General features: G+C 57.7%; 10 protein-coding genes. 7 read left to right on the forward strand and 3 right to left on the reverse strand.

The features are described 5' to 3' along the window. Nucleotides 1–46: 46 nt before the first annotated feature. The 5 genes from HOP44_RS11605 (at nt 47) to HOP44_RS11625 (ending at nt 7,584) form a co-directional block, all read left to right on the forward strand. A complete protein-coding gene (locus HOP44_RS11605; protein WP_172253431.1) occupies nt 47–718 on the forward strand; it encodes a beta-mannanase in 672 nt (223 codons plus the stop codon). A gap of 65 nt (nt 719–783) precedes the next feature. Next, nucleotides 784–2,040: a TRAFAC clade GTPase domain-containing protein gene (locus HOP44_RS11610; RefSeq protein ID WP_172253433.1), complete on the forward strand. Its 1,257-nt coding sequence runs from the start codon at nt 784–786 to the stop codon at nt 2,038–2,040. Nucleotides 2,041–2,043: 3 nt separating this feature from the next. Beyond that, nucleotides 2,044–5,295 carry a GAP1-N2 domain-containing protein gene (locus HOP44_RS11615; protein ID WP_172253435.1) on the forward strand — a complete coding sequence of 1,084 codons (3,252 nt, stop codon included), beginning with the start codon at nt 2,044–2,046 and terminating at the stop codon, nt 5,293–5,295. Nucleotides 5,296–5,609: 314 nt separating this feature from the next. Then, nucleotides 5,610–6,386: a helix-turn-helix domain-containing protein gene (locus HOP44_RS11620; RefSeq protein ID WP_172253437.1), complete on the forward strand. Its 777-nt coding sequence runs from the start codon at nt 5,610–5,612 to the stop codon at nt 6,384–6,386. 205 nt (nt 6,387–6,591) lie between these two features. Beyond that, nucleotides 6,592–7,584: a DUF3800 domain-containing protein gene (locus HOP44_RS11625; protein WP_172253439.1), complete on the forward strand. Its 993-nt coding sequence runs from the start codon at nt 6,592–6,594 to the stop codon at nt 7,582–7,584. Nucleotides 7,585–7,635: 51 nt separating this feature from the next. Here the strand turns inward: HOP44_RS11625 and HOP44_RS11630 are convergent, their stop codons facing one another. Both HOP44_RS11630 and HOP44_RS11635 read right to left on the reverse strand, forming a co-directional pair. Then, complete coding sequence (locus HOP44_RS11630) at nt 7,636–8,493, reverse strand: carbohydrate ABC transporter permease (RefSeq protein WP_172253440.1); 858 nt, start codon at nt 8,491–8,493, stop codon at nt 7,636–7,638. A 1-nt stretch (nt 8,494) separates the two neighbouring features. After that, nucleotides 8,495–9,382 carry a carbohydrate ABC transporter permease gene (locus HOP44_RS11635; RefSeq protein ID WP_172253441.1) on the reverse strand — a complete coding sequence of 296 codons (888 nt, stop codon included), beginning with the start codon at nt 9,380–9,382 and terminating at the stop codon, nt 8,495–8,497. Nucleotides 9,383–9,552: 170 nt separating this feature from the next. Here HOP44_RS11635 and HOP44_RS11640 point away from each other — a divergent pair, with 170 nt between their 5' ends. Continuing rightward, the gene (locus HOP44_RS11640; RefSeq protein WP_172253442.1) at nt 9,553–11,388 is read left to right on the forward strand and encodes a sensor histidine kinase; all 1,836 of its coding nucleotides are present in this window, start codon (nt 9,553–9,555) and stop codon (nt 11,386–11,388) included. Further along, nucleotides 11,381–13,150 carry a response regulator gene (locus HOP44_RS11645; RefSeq protein ID WP_172253443.1) on the forward strand — a complete coding sequence of 590 codons (1,770 nt, stop codon included), beginning with the start codon at nt 11,381–11,383 and terminating at the stop codon, nt 13,148–13,150. The genes HOP44_RS11640 and HOP44_RS11645 overlap by 8 nt, the downstream gene beginning before the upstream one ends. A gap of 327 nt (nt 13,151–13,477) precedes the next feature. On the opposite strand, the gene HOP44_RS11650 is transcribed toward HOP44_RS11645, so the two are convergent. Then, the gene (locus HOP44_RS11650) at nt 13,478–14,716 is read right to left on the reverse strand and encodes a hypothetical protein (RefSeq protein WP_172253444.1); all 1,239 of its coding nucleotides are present in this window, start codon (nt 14,714–14,716) and stop codon (nt 13,478–13,480) included. Nucleotides 14,717–14,722: the final 6 nt, after the last annotated feature.

The raw sequence follows: 14,722 nt of genomic DNA on the forward strand, positions 1-14,722 counted from the left end.
CTCCGTCTCTCGAAATTGTCCCAAGTCCACGAAGGAGGCATCCGGGATGCGGTTTATCGAAGCGGGTCCGGACTCTCCGGTCATCCGCGAACTGACGCGCCGCGTCAGCGGCGACGTCTGCACGCTGCAGTGGCAGTGGCCGTCCGGCGCGGATTCGGTCTATATCGGCCGAAGGGCGCTCGACGCCGATCTTTCCGGCGCGGGCGGAACCCCGTCCGCGCCGGAACGCAGCTTCAGCCCCGATCCGTCCGGGCTGAAGCTGTATACGCGGGAAGAATACAAAGCGGCGGCTGGTTATCGCGATCGTCTGGACGGGATCGGCCGGTTTGCGTATACCGTATACGCGGTGGTCCCGGGCGCCGGCGAACCGGTGCTGGTCCGCCAGCCGGACGGTTCCAATACGATCGAGACGCCGGCCGGCCGCGCGAAGATTCGCTGCGCCGTCCGGGAGAAAAAAGCGCTGTTTCGTCCGTACAAATCGGTGCGGATCGAAATTTCCTGCGAGGTGCCGCTGGGCGAAGACGTACTCTGCTATGTCAAAAAAAGCGGCGCTTATCCGACCGGTCCGCAGGACGGCACGGTGTATCCGTTCGGGACTCCGTTCCCGGCCGGCCGCACCGGTCTGCCGGAGATCGAAGTGGGCAAGAACGATTTTGTGCGGGTGTTTTTTACGGACGGGAAAAAGTATGGGCTCTTGTATGAACTGCTGCCCGAATAAGCGCAGTTCACCTTGGGAATCATGCAGATCGCGATCCAACCAATAAGGAGTCAGGGGGAACGGCGATGAGCTTTTTTAGCCGATTCAAAAGAAAGCTGCAGGAAGAACCGAGGCCGCTGTTTTACGATATCGTCTGTCCGTACTGCTTCAGCAAGTTCTCGCCGGAAGAAGTCGTCTTCCGCGCTTCGCATCATCGCGAGGACGACGAAGACTTCGCGCTGCGCGAAGACGCGCCGCTGAACCGGTACCGGGAGCGGTTCGGTCTCGATACGGTGTACGACATGGAAGCGATTCTGAATCCGCGGGATATTCTGCCGGAGCACCGGACGTACACGGACAATGTCCTCACTTCGCTGACGGACCGCTACGGCGAGACGACGCGCAGACGGCTGTGCCCGCACTGCCATAACGAGCTGCCGGTGACGGCGGGCAAGGTGCCGAGCAACATCATCTCGATCGTCGGCGCGTCGCAGGTCGGCAAGTCCGTCTACATGACGTCGCTGATCCATACGCTGCAGCAGACGACGGCCGACCGGTTCGACGCCGCGTGCATGCCGCTCAACGCGGAGATCAGCCGCAAGTTCCGCATGAATTACGAAGATCCGCTGTTCGAACGCGGCGACCTGCTGGCTTCCACGCAGAAAGAGCGGATGCAGGAGCCCTTCATTTTCCAATTCGTGTTCAAAGACGACAAGAAACCTCCGCTGACGCTCGTCTTTTTCGATGTGGCGGGCGAAGGCATGGTGGACGAAGAATATATGAACCTGCACGGGCGGCATATCCGCAACTCGGCGGGCATCCTGTTCATGGTCGATCCGCTGCAGATCCGTTCGATCCGCGAGCGGATCCGGATCATGCTGGGCGACAAGCCGGGCGAGTGGACCAACCGTTACGACGAGCCGCGCGACGTGGTGCTTACCATGTTCAGCGACTTCATTTCGCATCAGGAAAAAGGCAAAACGGATATTCCGACCGCGGTCGTGCTGACCAAAAGCGATATGCTGCGCGCACTTGCGGACGAAGGCGGCGACTACATACGTCCCAACAGCAACGTATTCAACAATATGGAACACCACGATTACTTCGACCTGACCGAGTTCGGCAATATCGACGGCGAAGTGCGGCGCTTTATCGAAAAGGTGGACCGGCCGTTCAAAGGCACGATGGATGTCTATTTTAACGAGACCGGGTATTTTGCGGTGTCGGCGCTCGGCAGCAATCCGGTGGACCAGAAGATCCAGGGCGTCGTGAGCCCGATCCGGGTCGACGAACCGTTTATCTGGCTGCTGTACAAGCTGAAATATATCGAGGGGAGAGAATAAAACGTGAGCCCATTCTCCTCCAAACCAATCGGCCAGCAGCTCTACACGCGCGCGCGCAGCGGCATTTTCCGGGATACGGAAGGCTACGACACGATCGCGCGGACGGAAGGCCTGGACGAAACTTTTATCAAAAAAACGCTGCACCCGCTCTGCGCCTACGACGCGCCGGCCGAGCTGACCGCTTCCGGCGTCAAGGAAGAGTCCGCCTATCCGGATTCCGTGCATTTGGTGCAGCTCGAGAACGGCGATGTGGTACTTGGACGCAGTCTGTACAAATCGATCGACTTTGCGGGGCTGCGCAGCACCTTTTTCACCCATAACTATGTCATTCCGTCGGAAAAAGCGGATAGCCTGGCTTCGGAGTACATGAATTTCCTGTATGCCGACTTCGCGTCCGAAGCCGCCGAACCGCCGGAAGGCGCGACGGATTCCTCCCTGCTGCCGGAGCTTGCCGCCCTGCCGATGAGAAGCGAGCTGCCGCAGCCGAAGACCGGACCGGACAAACTGGACGAACTCGGTCTCGACGCTTCTTCGTTCAAGCGGCTGCTGCTGGCGCTGATGGAATCGATGGGCGGGCGGCGCAAAGTCTACGTGACGCTGAACGCGCCCGTTGCCGAATCGAGCGCCCGTGCCCTCAGACTGCTGGAGGTGCTGTATGCCGCGCTGCCGCCGGAATTCCGCCGCCGTCTGGGCTTTGTCACGTATTCGCGCGAACCGCACAGCCGCAAAGGCGTCCATCTGACGTTCGTCGAACAAGGCTCGATGCGTCCGGGCGACCGGAATATCGAGAAAGATTTCCTGTTCGATTTCTCGCGCGGACGGATCGTCAATGCCGCCGAAGGCGGAAGTCTGCAGGAACTCGCGGACTTCCTGTATGAAGGCCTGCGCGATCCGCAGCGGCTGGAGCGGTTCTACGCGTTCGCGGACGAAGCGCTGGGCAGTACGCCGGATGCGCTGAACTCCGGGCGCTATCTGGAGCTGTCCCGACTGTTCCGGATCGAAGAAGGCGAAGAAGAACCCTACGAGCAAGATCGGCGGGGAATTCTGGCGCTGCTGACCGCCTGGGTGCGCCGTGCGGGCGAATCGCGCCTAAAGGCCCGGATGTTCGACCTGCTGGGCGGCCGTTTCGACCGCGAGCTGGACGATCTGATGGCCGGACGGATTCCGGAACCGGATCTGCTGCGCGACATCGTCGCGTATTTCCGGGTCGGAGGCAAAGGCGCCGGGGCCGCGGTACTGCGCTATCTGCTGACGCTGATGCCGATGGTGACCCGGCAGAAGCGCAAAGACGGCGGGATGTCCTATTACGCGGTGATCGAAAGCGATCCCGAGCTTGCGGATATGTTCTTCTCGACGCTGATCGGCAACCGGCAGCTGGCTTCCATGCTGTTCGAACCGTATCTGGACCGCAAAATGGAATCGGCGTCGGACGCGGCGGAAGTCGTGCGGATCGTGCAGAAATGGTCCGACGACCATCCGGGCCTGCTGAACAACGATCACTTCTGCGATTCGTCCCTGCGGGCGATGGGCAGCAAGCTGCGCCGTTCCGGCGAACCGGTCTCGGCGGTGAGAGGCGTGGTCGAGACGCTGCGAGGCGACGGCAACCCGACCGCCGGCCTGATGGACGGCACGGGCGAAGAGCTGATGAAGCATCCGCTGTGCGTGGCGCTGGCCGACGAAGCGATCCAATACCTGCTCGATGAATGGGAATGGGAAAAAGTCACGCTGCAGCAGGTGACGGGACTCGGCTTCCTGTTCGAAGGAGAGAGCGACGAAGAACGTAAACGCAAAGTGCGCGGTCCGCGCGGAACGGACCGGTACGCCGCGCTGCGCGCCGCGTATCTCTGGTTCACGCTGGAGCGGCCGGATGCGGGTCTGCTGGACGGTCTGGGGATCCGGGAGACCGACGAAGTGCAGAAGCTCGGCCGGCGCCTGCTGCCGGCCGAAATCGCGGCCGGCCGTTACGGCCGCCTCATGCCGGCCTTCTCGCGCAGCCTGAGCGGAGGCGGCGAAGACGTGGATTACCGCCGCCTGGTCGACGCGGTGCGGATCAATTCTTCCGCGACCGGGGGACGCGAAGCGGTATACCGCTTCTTCGCATGGTCGGCTTTGCAGGAGCCGTACTTACAAGACGGCAGACTGCATCCGGCTTATGCGGCTGCGATCGAACATTACTTTGCCGCCCACGACCGCGAAGCGTTCCGGGACAAGAACAAGCGCCGCGATCATTTCGACGGCGCACCCGCTCCGCTGGCCGCGGTATACCGCAAAATCCAGGCGCAGCAGGCTTCGCCGCTTGTGCGCTGGATGCGCAGGAACCGCAGCCTGGCGCTGCTGCTGATGGGCCTGCTGGCGCTGGTGATCGTCGGCGGCGGAACCGTCGGCGTGCTGTACGCGACCGGCGTGCTGGGCGGCGAAGAACAGACCGCCCAGACGCCGGCCGATCCGCCGGAAGAGACGGTTGCGGATACGCCGGGCACAGGCGAGACGGTACCTGGCACGGATGCGGGGCCGGCTATGCTTGTCATCGCGCCATCTAACGGACAGACGGTCGAATTCCGTTTCCGCACCGCGGAAGAACGGGACGCTTTCCGGCCGGCCAAGCTGGAACTGACCCTGGCGAATACCAGCCGCGTTGTGCTCGACAACCCGGCGCTTGAGCAGGGAGCGGACCCCGACCCGGTCGAAGGGTCGACCGGTACCGAAGACCCGGCCGCAGGCGAGCCTGCCGACGGCACATCCGGCGAAGCCGGGCAGGATGCCGCCGGAGAGACCGGCAGCGGCGGCACGGATAACGCCGGCGAAGAGCCGACCGGCACGGAAGCCGGTACGGAATCGGGAGAGACGACCGGCGAAGCGGCCGGTCAGGGAACCGATCCCGCAGCCGGCGATCCGGCCGGCACAGAGCCGGGAACCGAAGCCGGCAGCGCACCCGGCGAGAGCGCCGACCCGGCCGCAGGCACGCCGGCCGGTGAAGAACCGGGTTCCGGGCCGGAGTCCGGAACCGATGCCGCCGGAGGAAATACCTCCGGCACCGAACCGGGAACCGGCACGGACGCGGCCGGTTCGGGCACCGATGCTTCGGCAGGCGAAGGCGCCGAAGCCGGAAACGGGTCCGCCTCCGAAGCGGCGGACCCCGGGAACTATCCGTACACGGCCGTGTACCGGATCGTGAGTGCGCTGGGTTCCCCGATCGAACAGGTGACGGTCGACGGGGAGAGCTACGACATCCGCACGGATTCTGCGGCGGAATAAATACAAGAACCAAGTGAAGACCCTTAGGCAAGCGGCGGAAGCCTGCATGCCTAAGGGTCTTTTTGTGCAGAATTTAGATATAACTCTGTATGAAATTGTTTATTTACCTTTTATTTGGCGTCATAAGCGAATTAAATAAAGAATAGGTATAGAAGGAATTAATGAAGAAAAAAGACGGACTTAGAACTTTGCTTGTTTTATTTTGAATAATTCTCAGATTCTTTACTTGCTCAATAATCGATGCTAAAATCAAAGTACTTATAAATGTTCTGTAACTAAATTGAACATTTTTTATGAAGGGAAGATACTGAACGATGTTTAATGAAGAAGCTCCAATAAAATCATATTCATCCCATGTTCTTCAACATAGAAAAATAAAAAGTTGGACTCGTTCTGACTTGGCTTTCCACACCGGATATTCGACAAGCTACTTGGGCGGAATCGAGCGAGGCGAGCTGGAAACAACACTTCAGTTTGTCAGCATTACTTCGAAAGCTCTGGGTTTCTCCGAATACAGCAGTTTGGTCTCGTATTATAAATCAAACGGATATGCCAAATTAGGCGCAGAAGTATTCGGGAATGTATGGGATTATACACAGGTAATACAGCAGTTGAGTAGAGGCGAGTATTCTATTCATGCTTATTGGTCTGCCTCGGCAGATTATCGTGAATTTATTGCAGACTCGGAGGGATCGAGTAGAACTCGCTGGGAGTACAAAAAAGGAACGGTGATCGAAAGAAAGACCTCTGTTAGTTATGAACGAATGAGCGAGATATTTAACTCTTACTGGAATCCGATCTATAACGGCGCAACCTTGCAAGAAGCATTGGAAATTTGCGCAGCAACCGATAAGCCTTTTTATCAGCTGTTTGCGGTTTGTTCGGGAAGGTATGGTATTTATGATCAAAATACGGTCCATATCGCGGCTACCTTAAACGCATATATTGAAGAACATAGAGAAGGTACAAAGCGGCAGCTGCAAGAAAAGCAAACCACTTACCAAATTATTGTAGAATCATTTGCTGAAAAAGCCTACTTAGAGGATTGCCTGAAGTTATATCGTGCACATCTGCGCTCTAAAACGGATTAAAGACATAAAAAAACAACCCAGCTCTGCCAGATGGTGGCGGAGAAAGGTTGATTTCTAAGTACTCACAAGCCTTGCACGATGGTGGCGAGGAAAATGAGTACACAAATTTGATTTTCTGCTTCTATTATAGCGTTAATTTGTAAGTTGAACAAGTTCGATCCTTATTAAATTATTAGGTACCCTAATCAAGTCAGGAGACTAAGCTGTGACCTATCATATCTTTTTCGACGAATCGAATAAACTGGATCAGAAACGCGGAGGCTATTCCTATTACGGGGCGTTAGGGATCGATGAGTCTGTGCTGCAGCAGATTTCGGATGCATTGGAATCAATTATAGGCCCCGGGCAGGAGCTTCATTTTGCGGAGTATAAGAATGATCGCAAATTCGAGAAATACTTTCGTTCAATTTTATTGACGATTGCCCAAGATATTCACGTCAATATCTTTTTGGTAAACAACGAAGATGCCCAAAAAATGGGCGAAAGCATGGGGATCAACGATAAACAGTTAAGACAGTTTTTTTACGTGAAAATCCCGGAAAGACTTTTCTACGGCGTGACACGCAATTTGGCCGGAGGGGAACAAGTCCGTATTGCAGTGGACGAAAACAATGAGTATGAGACGCCGGAGATCAATTTGAATGAAAGTCTACACCGGCAGATGAATGCGCACTCCGCTTATCGAAAAAAAGGATATCGAATCGAGTCTGTCATTTCGCAAAAGTCGCACGAGTCTTTTTTGTTACAGATCATCGATGTTTTGATCGGGATGGTTGTATTCTTGATTGAAGAACAATACATAGATACCCCCTCAGCGCAAGAGCGTGATGTACGAAGAGTAAAAGGCGATTTAATTTATCGAATCTTGCTGGAACCGGACATCACCGATCATCTTCAGTCCAAAATCAGACTCTATGAATGGAATACAAAGTCGCTCGAGCAAATTCTTCCGTTGAACTTGGGGAATTACTTGTCTAAGTTCTTGGTCGACCAAACGCAACATGATTTATCGGAGATGCTCAAACTACAGCAAATCCGAATTATAAACCCTTATTTTACGACCAAAGAATTAAGGGAAGCCATGGGATATTCCAACTCAAGATTAAAAACGATACAGGGCTATCTGGATCAGTTGAATGGAAAAAGCCGAAACCATTATTATACAAGTGAGCAGCCGCCTTTTATCCCTTCTGAATAAAAGCCGACGGATCGCCTCGAATACAGGCAAACCGCCGGCTTTTTCAATAGGTCACCCTTTCACAGCCCCCGCCACAACCCCTCTTACGATATACTTTTGCAGCAGGATAAACACCAGAATCGATGGCATCACCGCCATCACCATCGCCGTCATCGCGTACTGCCAGTCCGATGTGTACTGACCCACAAAGGTATAGGCGGCGAGCGTCAGCGTCTTGGTCGCCGGCGAGCCGTTGACCATCAGCAGCGGGAGCAGGAAGTCGTTCCAGATCCACATGACGTCGATGATGATGATGGTGGTCGTCACGGACTTCAGCAGCGGGAAAATGACGGAGAAGAACAACCGGAAGCCGGAAGCTCCGTCGATCGTGGCGCTTTCGTCTATCTCGCGCGGGATGCCTTTGACGAAGCCGTGGTAGATGAAGATCGCGAGCGGCGCGCCGAACCCCCAGTACAGAATGCCGAGTCCCCAGGTGCTTTCGGACAGGTGCAGGGCTTTGGCCATCTGGAGCACGGTCAGCATGATCGATTGGAACGGAATCAGCATCGGGATAATGCAGAGCATGTACAGCACGCCGCTCATGCGCGAACGGCTGCGGGACATTTTGTAGGCGGCGATCGACGAGAACAGAATGATGCCGGCCAGCCCAATTCCGGTGACGATCGTATTGTTGAGGAACAGCCGCGGATAGTCGACGGCTTTCCAGACGTAGGCGTAGTTGGCGGAGCTGAACGACTGCGGCAGGGCGATGACGTCGCTCATGACTTCGGCGAAACTCTTGAACGAGTTGATGACGGTCAGAATCAGCGGATAGAGAAACAGCAGCGACAGCAGCACCATGCAGATTTCCAGCACCAGACGGCCGGGACGGATACGCCGTTTGGGCACTGCGGATACGGATTTGGACATCTCAGGCTTCGACCTCCCGGCGTTTGAAAATATAGAGCTGGACGAACGTGATCGCAAGTACGGCGACGAACAGAATCAGTGCTTTGGCGGTGCCGTAACCGTACAGATTATTCTGGAATGTATCCCGGTAGATGTCGTAGGCGACGCTGTACGTCGTGCCGCCGGGTCCGCCGGAGGTCAGCGAGAGGATCACGTCGAACACCTTGATCGCGTTGGTCAGCGCCATGAACACGGAGATGGTGATCGACGGGGCCAGCAGAGGCAGCGTGATGCTGAAGAATTTTCGGACGGCGCCCGCACCGTCGACGGTGGCGGCTTCTTTGAGGTCGTCCGGCACGGACTGCAGTCCGGCGATATAGATGACCATGTAGAAGCCGACGGACTGCCAGATCGAGACGCCGAGAATGGAGACGAAGGCCAGACCGGGTTCTCCGAGCCAACTGAGCGCAAATACGGACCAGCCGGTGGAGTCGCCGAGCGATTCGAAGCCCTGCATGAAAATGAATTTCCAGATAAAGCCGACGATGACCAGACTCAGAATATACGGGACGAAAAAGGCGGCCCGCAGCCAGTTGGTCGAGCGCAGTCCCATGTCGAGAACCAGAGCCAGCGCAATCGCAAGTACGTTGACGAGCACAATATACAGAATCGTATACTTGAGCGTGAACAAGGCGGCATTCGTGAAATTGGCGTCGCCGGTCAGGATTTGGCGGAAGTTGTCCAGCCCGATGAAGGTCGGGTGCTTGGCGATGCCGTTCCATTTGGTCATGGAGTAGCGTACAGTCAGCATAAACGGCACATAAAAAGCAAAAGCGATACAGATCAGGGCAGGCAGCGTAAACAGACCGAACTCCAGCCGCTCCCCGCGTCTTCTTCCCAGTTTGAACATGGCGCACCTCTTTTTCGATAAACGGATTCTTTCACCCCGGGCCTCAAAACGGGACGTTTGCGGCTCTGCGCGAAAAGGTATGGATTTTCTCGATGTTTGTATTATAGAATGTCGATATTCCGGCCAGAATGGACGAAAGAAAACTCTTGAGGGTAAAAAGGTGAACCAATATGCAAACGCTTACTTCGAAAGGAAGAAAAACGGCCGGACGGCTGTGGAGACGCCTGACCGGCAGACTGGCGTACAAACTGTTCGTGCCGTTCACCACGATCGTGATTCTGGTCGTGGTGCTGCTGAGCGTGGTGTCCGATCAGAGGCTGCGCGGGGAAGCGGTGCGCCACAGCATCGACAGCGCCGCCAACAATCTGCTGCTGGTTAACCGGAATGTGCAGGACTACATGGACGGGATTGCGCAGCTGACGCTGCCCCAGCTCCAGTACGATGATCTGATCCATGCCGTGCTGAATGAAGAAAACGACTACGGGTCGCGGATGTACCTGGAGAATTATCTGCGCCGGATGTTCTATTCGCGCAGCGATCTGGACGGGATGGAGCTGCATATCGTCAAGACGAACAAGACCTATTCGGTGACGCGAGAAGCCTACAATGTGGTCATCCGGGCGGCTCCCGACAGCGGGACGGCGCGGTCGGACTGGTACAAGCGCCTGAAGGAGCAGCCGGACAACCAGCTGTACCGCTCGCTGCTGCAGCTTGAGCCCGGTCCGGCCGCAGCCGAAGGCGAAGGAGAACGGTTCCTCGCGTATCACCGGGTGCTGCGCTCGATCGCATCGCGCCAGCCGCAGGCCGTGCTGACCGTATACGCCAATCCTTCCGGGCTGGACACGATCGTCCGGGACGCGCCGCTCGAACAAGGCGAACATCTGGCGCTGCTGAGTGCGGACGGCGATCCGTACTATACGGACGACCGAAGCTTCTACCGGCAGGCGGAAGCGGGAGGCCTGGTCGGCCGGTTCAAGCAGGCCGCTTCGGCGGGACCGGTGAACGGGGAACTTGGCCGGGAACGTTATCTGCTCATGGCGAACGTGTCGGAGCCGGGCGAGTGGACGCTGGCGAAGTCGATGCCGTACCGTCAGATCTACGAAGCGGCCGACCGGACCCGCCGCCTGAATATCCTGATCGGAGCGGGGTTCGTTCTGCTGTCGGCGGCCTTGGTCGCGCTGGCGTCCGGTGCGATTACCCGTCCGCTGGCCCGGCTCGCCCAGCGGATGAACCGCTTCAGCGGCGGGGATTTCGAGACGCTGGCGCCGGTTCGCGGCCACGACGAGATCGCGCATCTGACGCGCCATTTCAACGAGATGGTGCAGCGGACGAACGAGCTGATCAACGAACGCTACCGGATGAAACTGGTCGAGCAGAGCGCGATCCTCAAAGCGCTCGAAGCGGAACTGAATCCGCATTTTCTCTACAACGCGCTTCAGGCGATCTCGACGCAGGCGCTGCGGGGAGGGCGGCTGGATATCGCGGATATGGTCGACGATCTGGCCCAGTCGCTGCGCTACTGTATCGGAGGGAGCGACATTGTGTCCGCGGGCGACGAACTGCGGCATATCGAACGTTATCTGTCGCTGCAAAAAGCGCGGTTCGGCAGCCGCCTGCGCGTGGAATACGATTGGGACGAATCGCTGCGGCAGCTGCGTATTCCGAGGCTGTCCGTGCAGTCGCTGGTCGAAAATTCGATCAAGCATGCGCTGGAGCGGGTGAAAGACACGGTGACGATCACGATTGAGGCGAAGCAGACGGGGGAAGGAGCGTGCATCACGGTCAGCGACGACGGTCCGGGCATTGAGCCGGGGCGGCTGCGGGAAGTGCTGGATTCGCTGGAAAAGCCTTTTGCGGAGCGGGCGGGCGACCATATCGGTCTGCAGAATCTGCATGCGCGTCTGCGCATTCTGTACGGCGAACAGTCCACGCTTGCGATCGATACGGATGAAGGAGGAACGCGGCTGATGCTGAATATTCCGCAGGGAGGCGAAGAATATGTATAACGTACTCATTCTCGATGACGAAGAACCGCTGCGCGAAGCGATCCGTATTCTGGGGGATTGGGAAGGACTCGGGATCGGAACGATCCATGAAGCGACGGACGGGGAGGAAGGATTGGCGCTGCTGAGGGAACACCGGATCGATCTGGCGATGATCGACATGAAGATGCCGGGCATGGACGGAAGCGAATTTTTGCGGAGGCTGGAAAAAGACTATCCCGATGTGCTCAGCGTAGTCATCAGCGGCTACAACGACTTCGAATACACGCGTCAGGCGATTCGTTCAAGGGCGCTCGATTATCTGCTCAAACCGGTAAACCGGCACGGGCTGAACGATGTCCTGCGGCGGGCCGTGGAGGAGCTGGACCTGCGGCGCCGCAAAGCGGAGGAGAAGATCAGCCGTGGGAGAGCGCTCAATGTCTCGCTGCCCAAACTGCGCGAGAATGTCTATCTGTCGATGATCCGGCGAAGCTTCCATCCGAACCGCGAAGCGGATACGCTTGCCATGATCGGCGCGGGCGGCGGAGAAGCCCGGCTGTACGGAGCCGTGTCCCTGCGCCTGCTGAATCTGGACCGGGTACGGCGGGGGCGTTTCTACGGCGATACCGGCCTGCTGCATGCCGCGATCGCCAATGTCATTCGCGACTGCGCGCCGGAAGGGATGGAGAGCTTCGGCTTCGCCGATCCGGCTGCGGACCGCGAGATGATCGCGGTCTGCGCCTGCCGCACCGACAGCGGCGGAGAAGCTTCTGCGGAGCTGCGCGTCGAAGCTTATCTGTGCGAGCTGCTGCCGACGCTGGAGCGCCTGTTCGGGCTTCGCGCGGCGGCGGGATACGGGCCGCTGTCCGCTTCGCTCGGCAGGCTGGCCGATTCGTACGAAGAGGCGAGAGCCGCGGCCGGGCGGCTGAATCTGCTGCGCATCGACGGGCCGGTGCTTGCGGGGCCCGGCGGTACGGGAGAGCTTCCGCTGCGCCGCGCGGGAGAAGGGGCGCAGCCGCCGGGCCGCCTGCCGGCAGCGGCGGCCCGGCACGGGGCGAAGCCCGATGCGGCGGCGTTTGCGGCCGCGCTGGCGCGTATTGCCGCCGCTGCACAGAGCGGCGCACACGCGCAGGCGCTGCGCATCGCGGAGGATGCGCTCGCCGAGCTGAAAGCGCCGGGATTCCTGGCGCTCGGCGACGCGCAGCGGCTGTTGGCCGAGGCGGAAGCCGTGCTCGGCCGGGGAGCCGACGGGGAACCGGTCGGCGGGTCCGATCCGGCGCACGGCGCACCGGCAGGGCAGGCGGAAGGACGCTCCGCCTGGCAGGATTCCGCGCCGGAAGACGCAGAGGCGGGGGATCTGGCGGATGCCGCCCAGTGGGAGCGGCGGATGCTCGATGCCGTCGAACGCTGCTGCCGGCATGCGCGCAGGGCGGACCGCACCGGGGCGTCTTTTCATATCAGCGATATTCGCGCCTATATCGACCGGCACTATTTTGAAGAGATCAAGATCTCCATGTTTACGGAGAAGTATTTCCTCAGCCGCGAATACCTCATGAAGCTGTTCAAGCAGGAGTACGGCGTCGGCATCCATGAATACACGCAGAAGCTGCGGATGGAGAAAGCGCGCGTGCTGCTGGGCGAGGAAGGGCTGAAGATCCAGGAGATCTCCGATATGCTCGGCTACAACGACAAGAATTATTTCAGCAAAGCGTTCCGCAATTACTTCGGCGTGTCGCCGTCGGAGTATCGGAGCGGGGTGCGGGTGTGGATTGGAGGCAGGAACTAGCCGAACCCCGCTCCCGCTGTCGGAAAGTCCCGGCAAGCGAAAGCTTCTATTCCGTCTCTGTCGATCAGCGATGACCGGCTGTTTGAGCGAACGCCGGTTTCATCGCTTGCTTTTTGTACGGACAGTGAGCGCTCTAACGAATCCTATGAACGCTATTTGATCAAAATGGGCCTTGCACAGAGAAATTGCAGACAATAGAGGGATGAGAATTCGTCAGATTTTAAAAATCCAGAAAAATGGCGAATAGCGATACCGGGATTCGTTAGAGAAGGTTCTTTCCGTTCATCGCCCCAGCAATCGGGAGCGGTAATGACGCGGATAGAAGGTCTAGTCGGTATCCGTTTTTTTCTCGCGAATCAATACGATGACCGCTGCCAGCACGCCTGCAGCCGCGACAATGGCGCACAGCATCGGCTCCGGCATCGGGATTCTCCCACGCAGTACGGCACTGAACAGAAGGTTATGATAAGAAAACGTCATGTAGAGTACAAGTACGGCCAATCCGGACAATGCGATGCCGACCGGCACGAGTTTGATCAGCATCGTCATCAGATTGGAGCTGAACCTTGCCAGCACGAACGCGAAGCAGGCGGCAGCGATGCTCAGTAGAACGATCATGCCGGCGAGAAAAAGGGTGTACGGCCCAAACGTGATCTCGTACAGCACCATGTCGGTAAGCGTGAACGACAAAATCGAGACATTCCCGTAATCGCCGACGCCTGCCGCAAGCAGAGGAACAGCGCTCAAGGCGATCAGCAGAAGCGACAGCGCGCAGCCGCTGACGCACATGGCCGCCGCTTGGATCTTCAAGATCCGCCTGCCGATCCTTGACGAATAGTGAACCTGATGCATGTTTTGCATCCGATCGCGAGAAAGAGGAACCGCCGTGAGCAGCAAAGTCGAAGCGATACTGAACACACCGACTACTGCCGCGTACAGGGAGACGCTGCTGCTCAAATCATGTCGGATCAGGCTGTCGTTTCGCTGCTCCAGAATCTGGCGGGCCGCTTGAACGACAACCGGCCGTTCGTCGCGGTCGATATAAATTTGCAGGAAGGATTCATAATCGGCATACGTCTGTTCAAGCGCTTCGAGCGTTTGCAGGCGGATCTGTGGAGAAGTATACCATTCGTCCAGTGTCTGCTTGTCGTCGCTGAGTGACAGCCTACTTATCATTTGGTTGACCGTCTCGAAAAACTCCATACGTTTTTCTTCGCCGAGACCCTCCGTATCGCGGTCGGCAAAAGCCTGATACTCTTCGGCATTTCGGATACCGTGTTTGGCAAACAGCGAATCGCCCGCGATCAGAGCATCCATTTCCGCATGAATCGCCGCTTTTTTGCCCGGAATGTCGTAGTCGGTCAGTTCCTCCGGTTCCAGAGTCTCGCCGTAGAGTCCGAACATCTCGCGTTGGTACGATCCATATATGCCGTGCGTGCTCAAGCTGTCGTAGGAATCGGCGAATTCGCTCAACATCGAGAACCAGATCAAGACCGCGAGGGCGGCAATCAGGGCGAGCATGCGCCAATTCCATATTTTTTTGAGTTCGTGCAGAAATAAGTTCAATGCGGT

This window comes from Saccharibacillus deserti, from assembly GCF_013618475.1.
GTDB lineage: Bacteria > Bacillota > Bacilli > Paenibacillales > Paenibacillaceae > Saccharibacillus > Saccharibacillus deserti.

Bases quoted from the DNA above. Each gene is read 5' to 3' on its own strand.
- HOP44_RS11620 (WP_172253437.1), top strand. From the start codon at position 5,610: ATGTTTAATGAAGAAGCTCCAATAAAATCATATTCATCCCATGTTCTT.
- HOP44_RS11645 (WP_172253443.1), top strand. From the start codon at position 11,381: ATGTATAACGTACTCATTCTCGATGACGAAGAACCGCTGCGCGAAGCG.
- HOP44_RS11630 (WP_172253440.1), bottom strand. From the start codon at position 8,493: ATGTCCAAATCCGTATCCGCAGTGCCCAAACGGCGTATCCGTCCCGGC.
- HOP44_RS11635 (WP_172253441.1), bottom strand. From the start codon at position 9,382: ATGTTCAAACTGGGAAGAAGACGCGGGGAGCGGCTGGAGTTCGGTCTG.
- HOP44_RS11610 (WP_172253433.1), top strand. From the start codon at position 784: ATGAGCTTTTTTAGCCGATTCAAAAGAAAGCTGCAGGAAGAACCGAGG.
- HOP44_RS11640 (WP_172253442.1), top strand. From the start codon at position 9,553: ATGCAAACGCTTACTTCGAAAGGAAGAAAAACGGCCGGACGGCTGTGG.
- HOP44_RS11605 (WP_172253431.1), top strand. From the start codon at position 47: ATGCGGTTTATCGAAGCGGGTCCGGACTCTCCGGTCATCCGCGAACTG.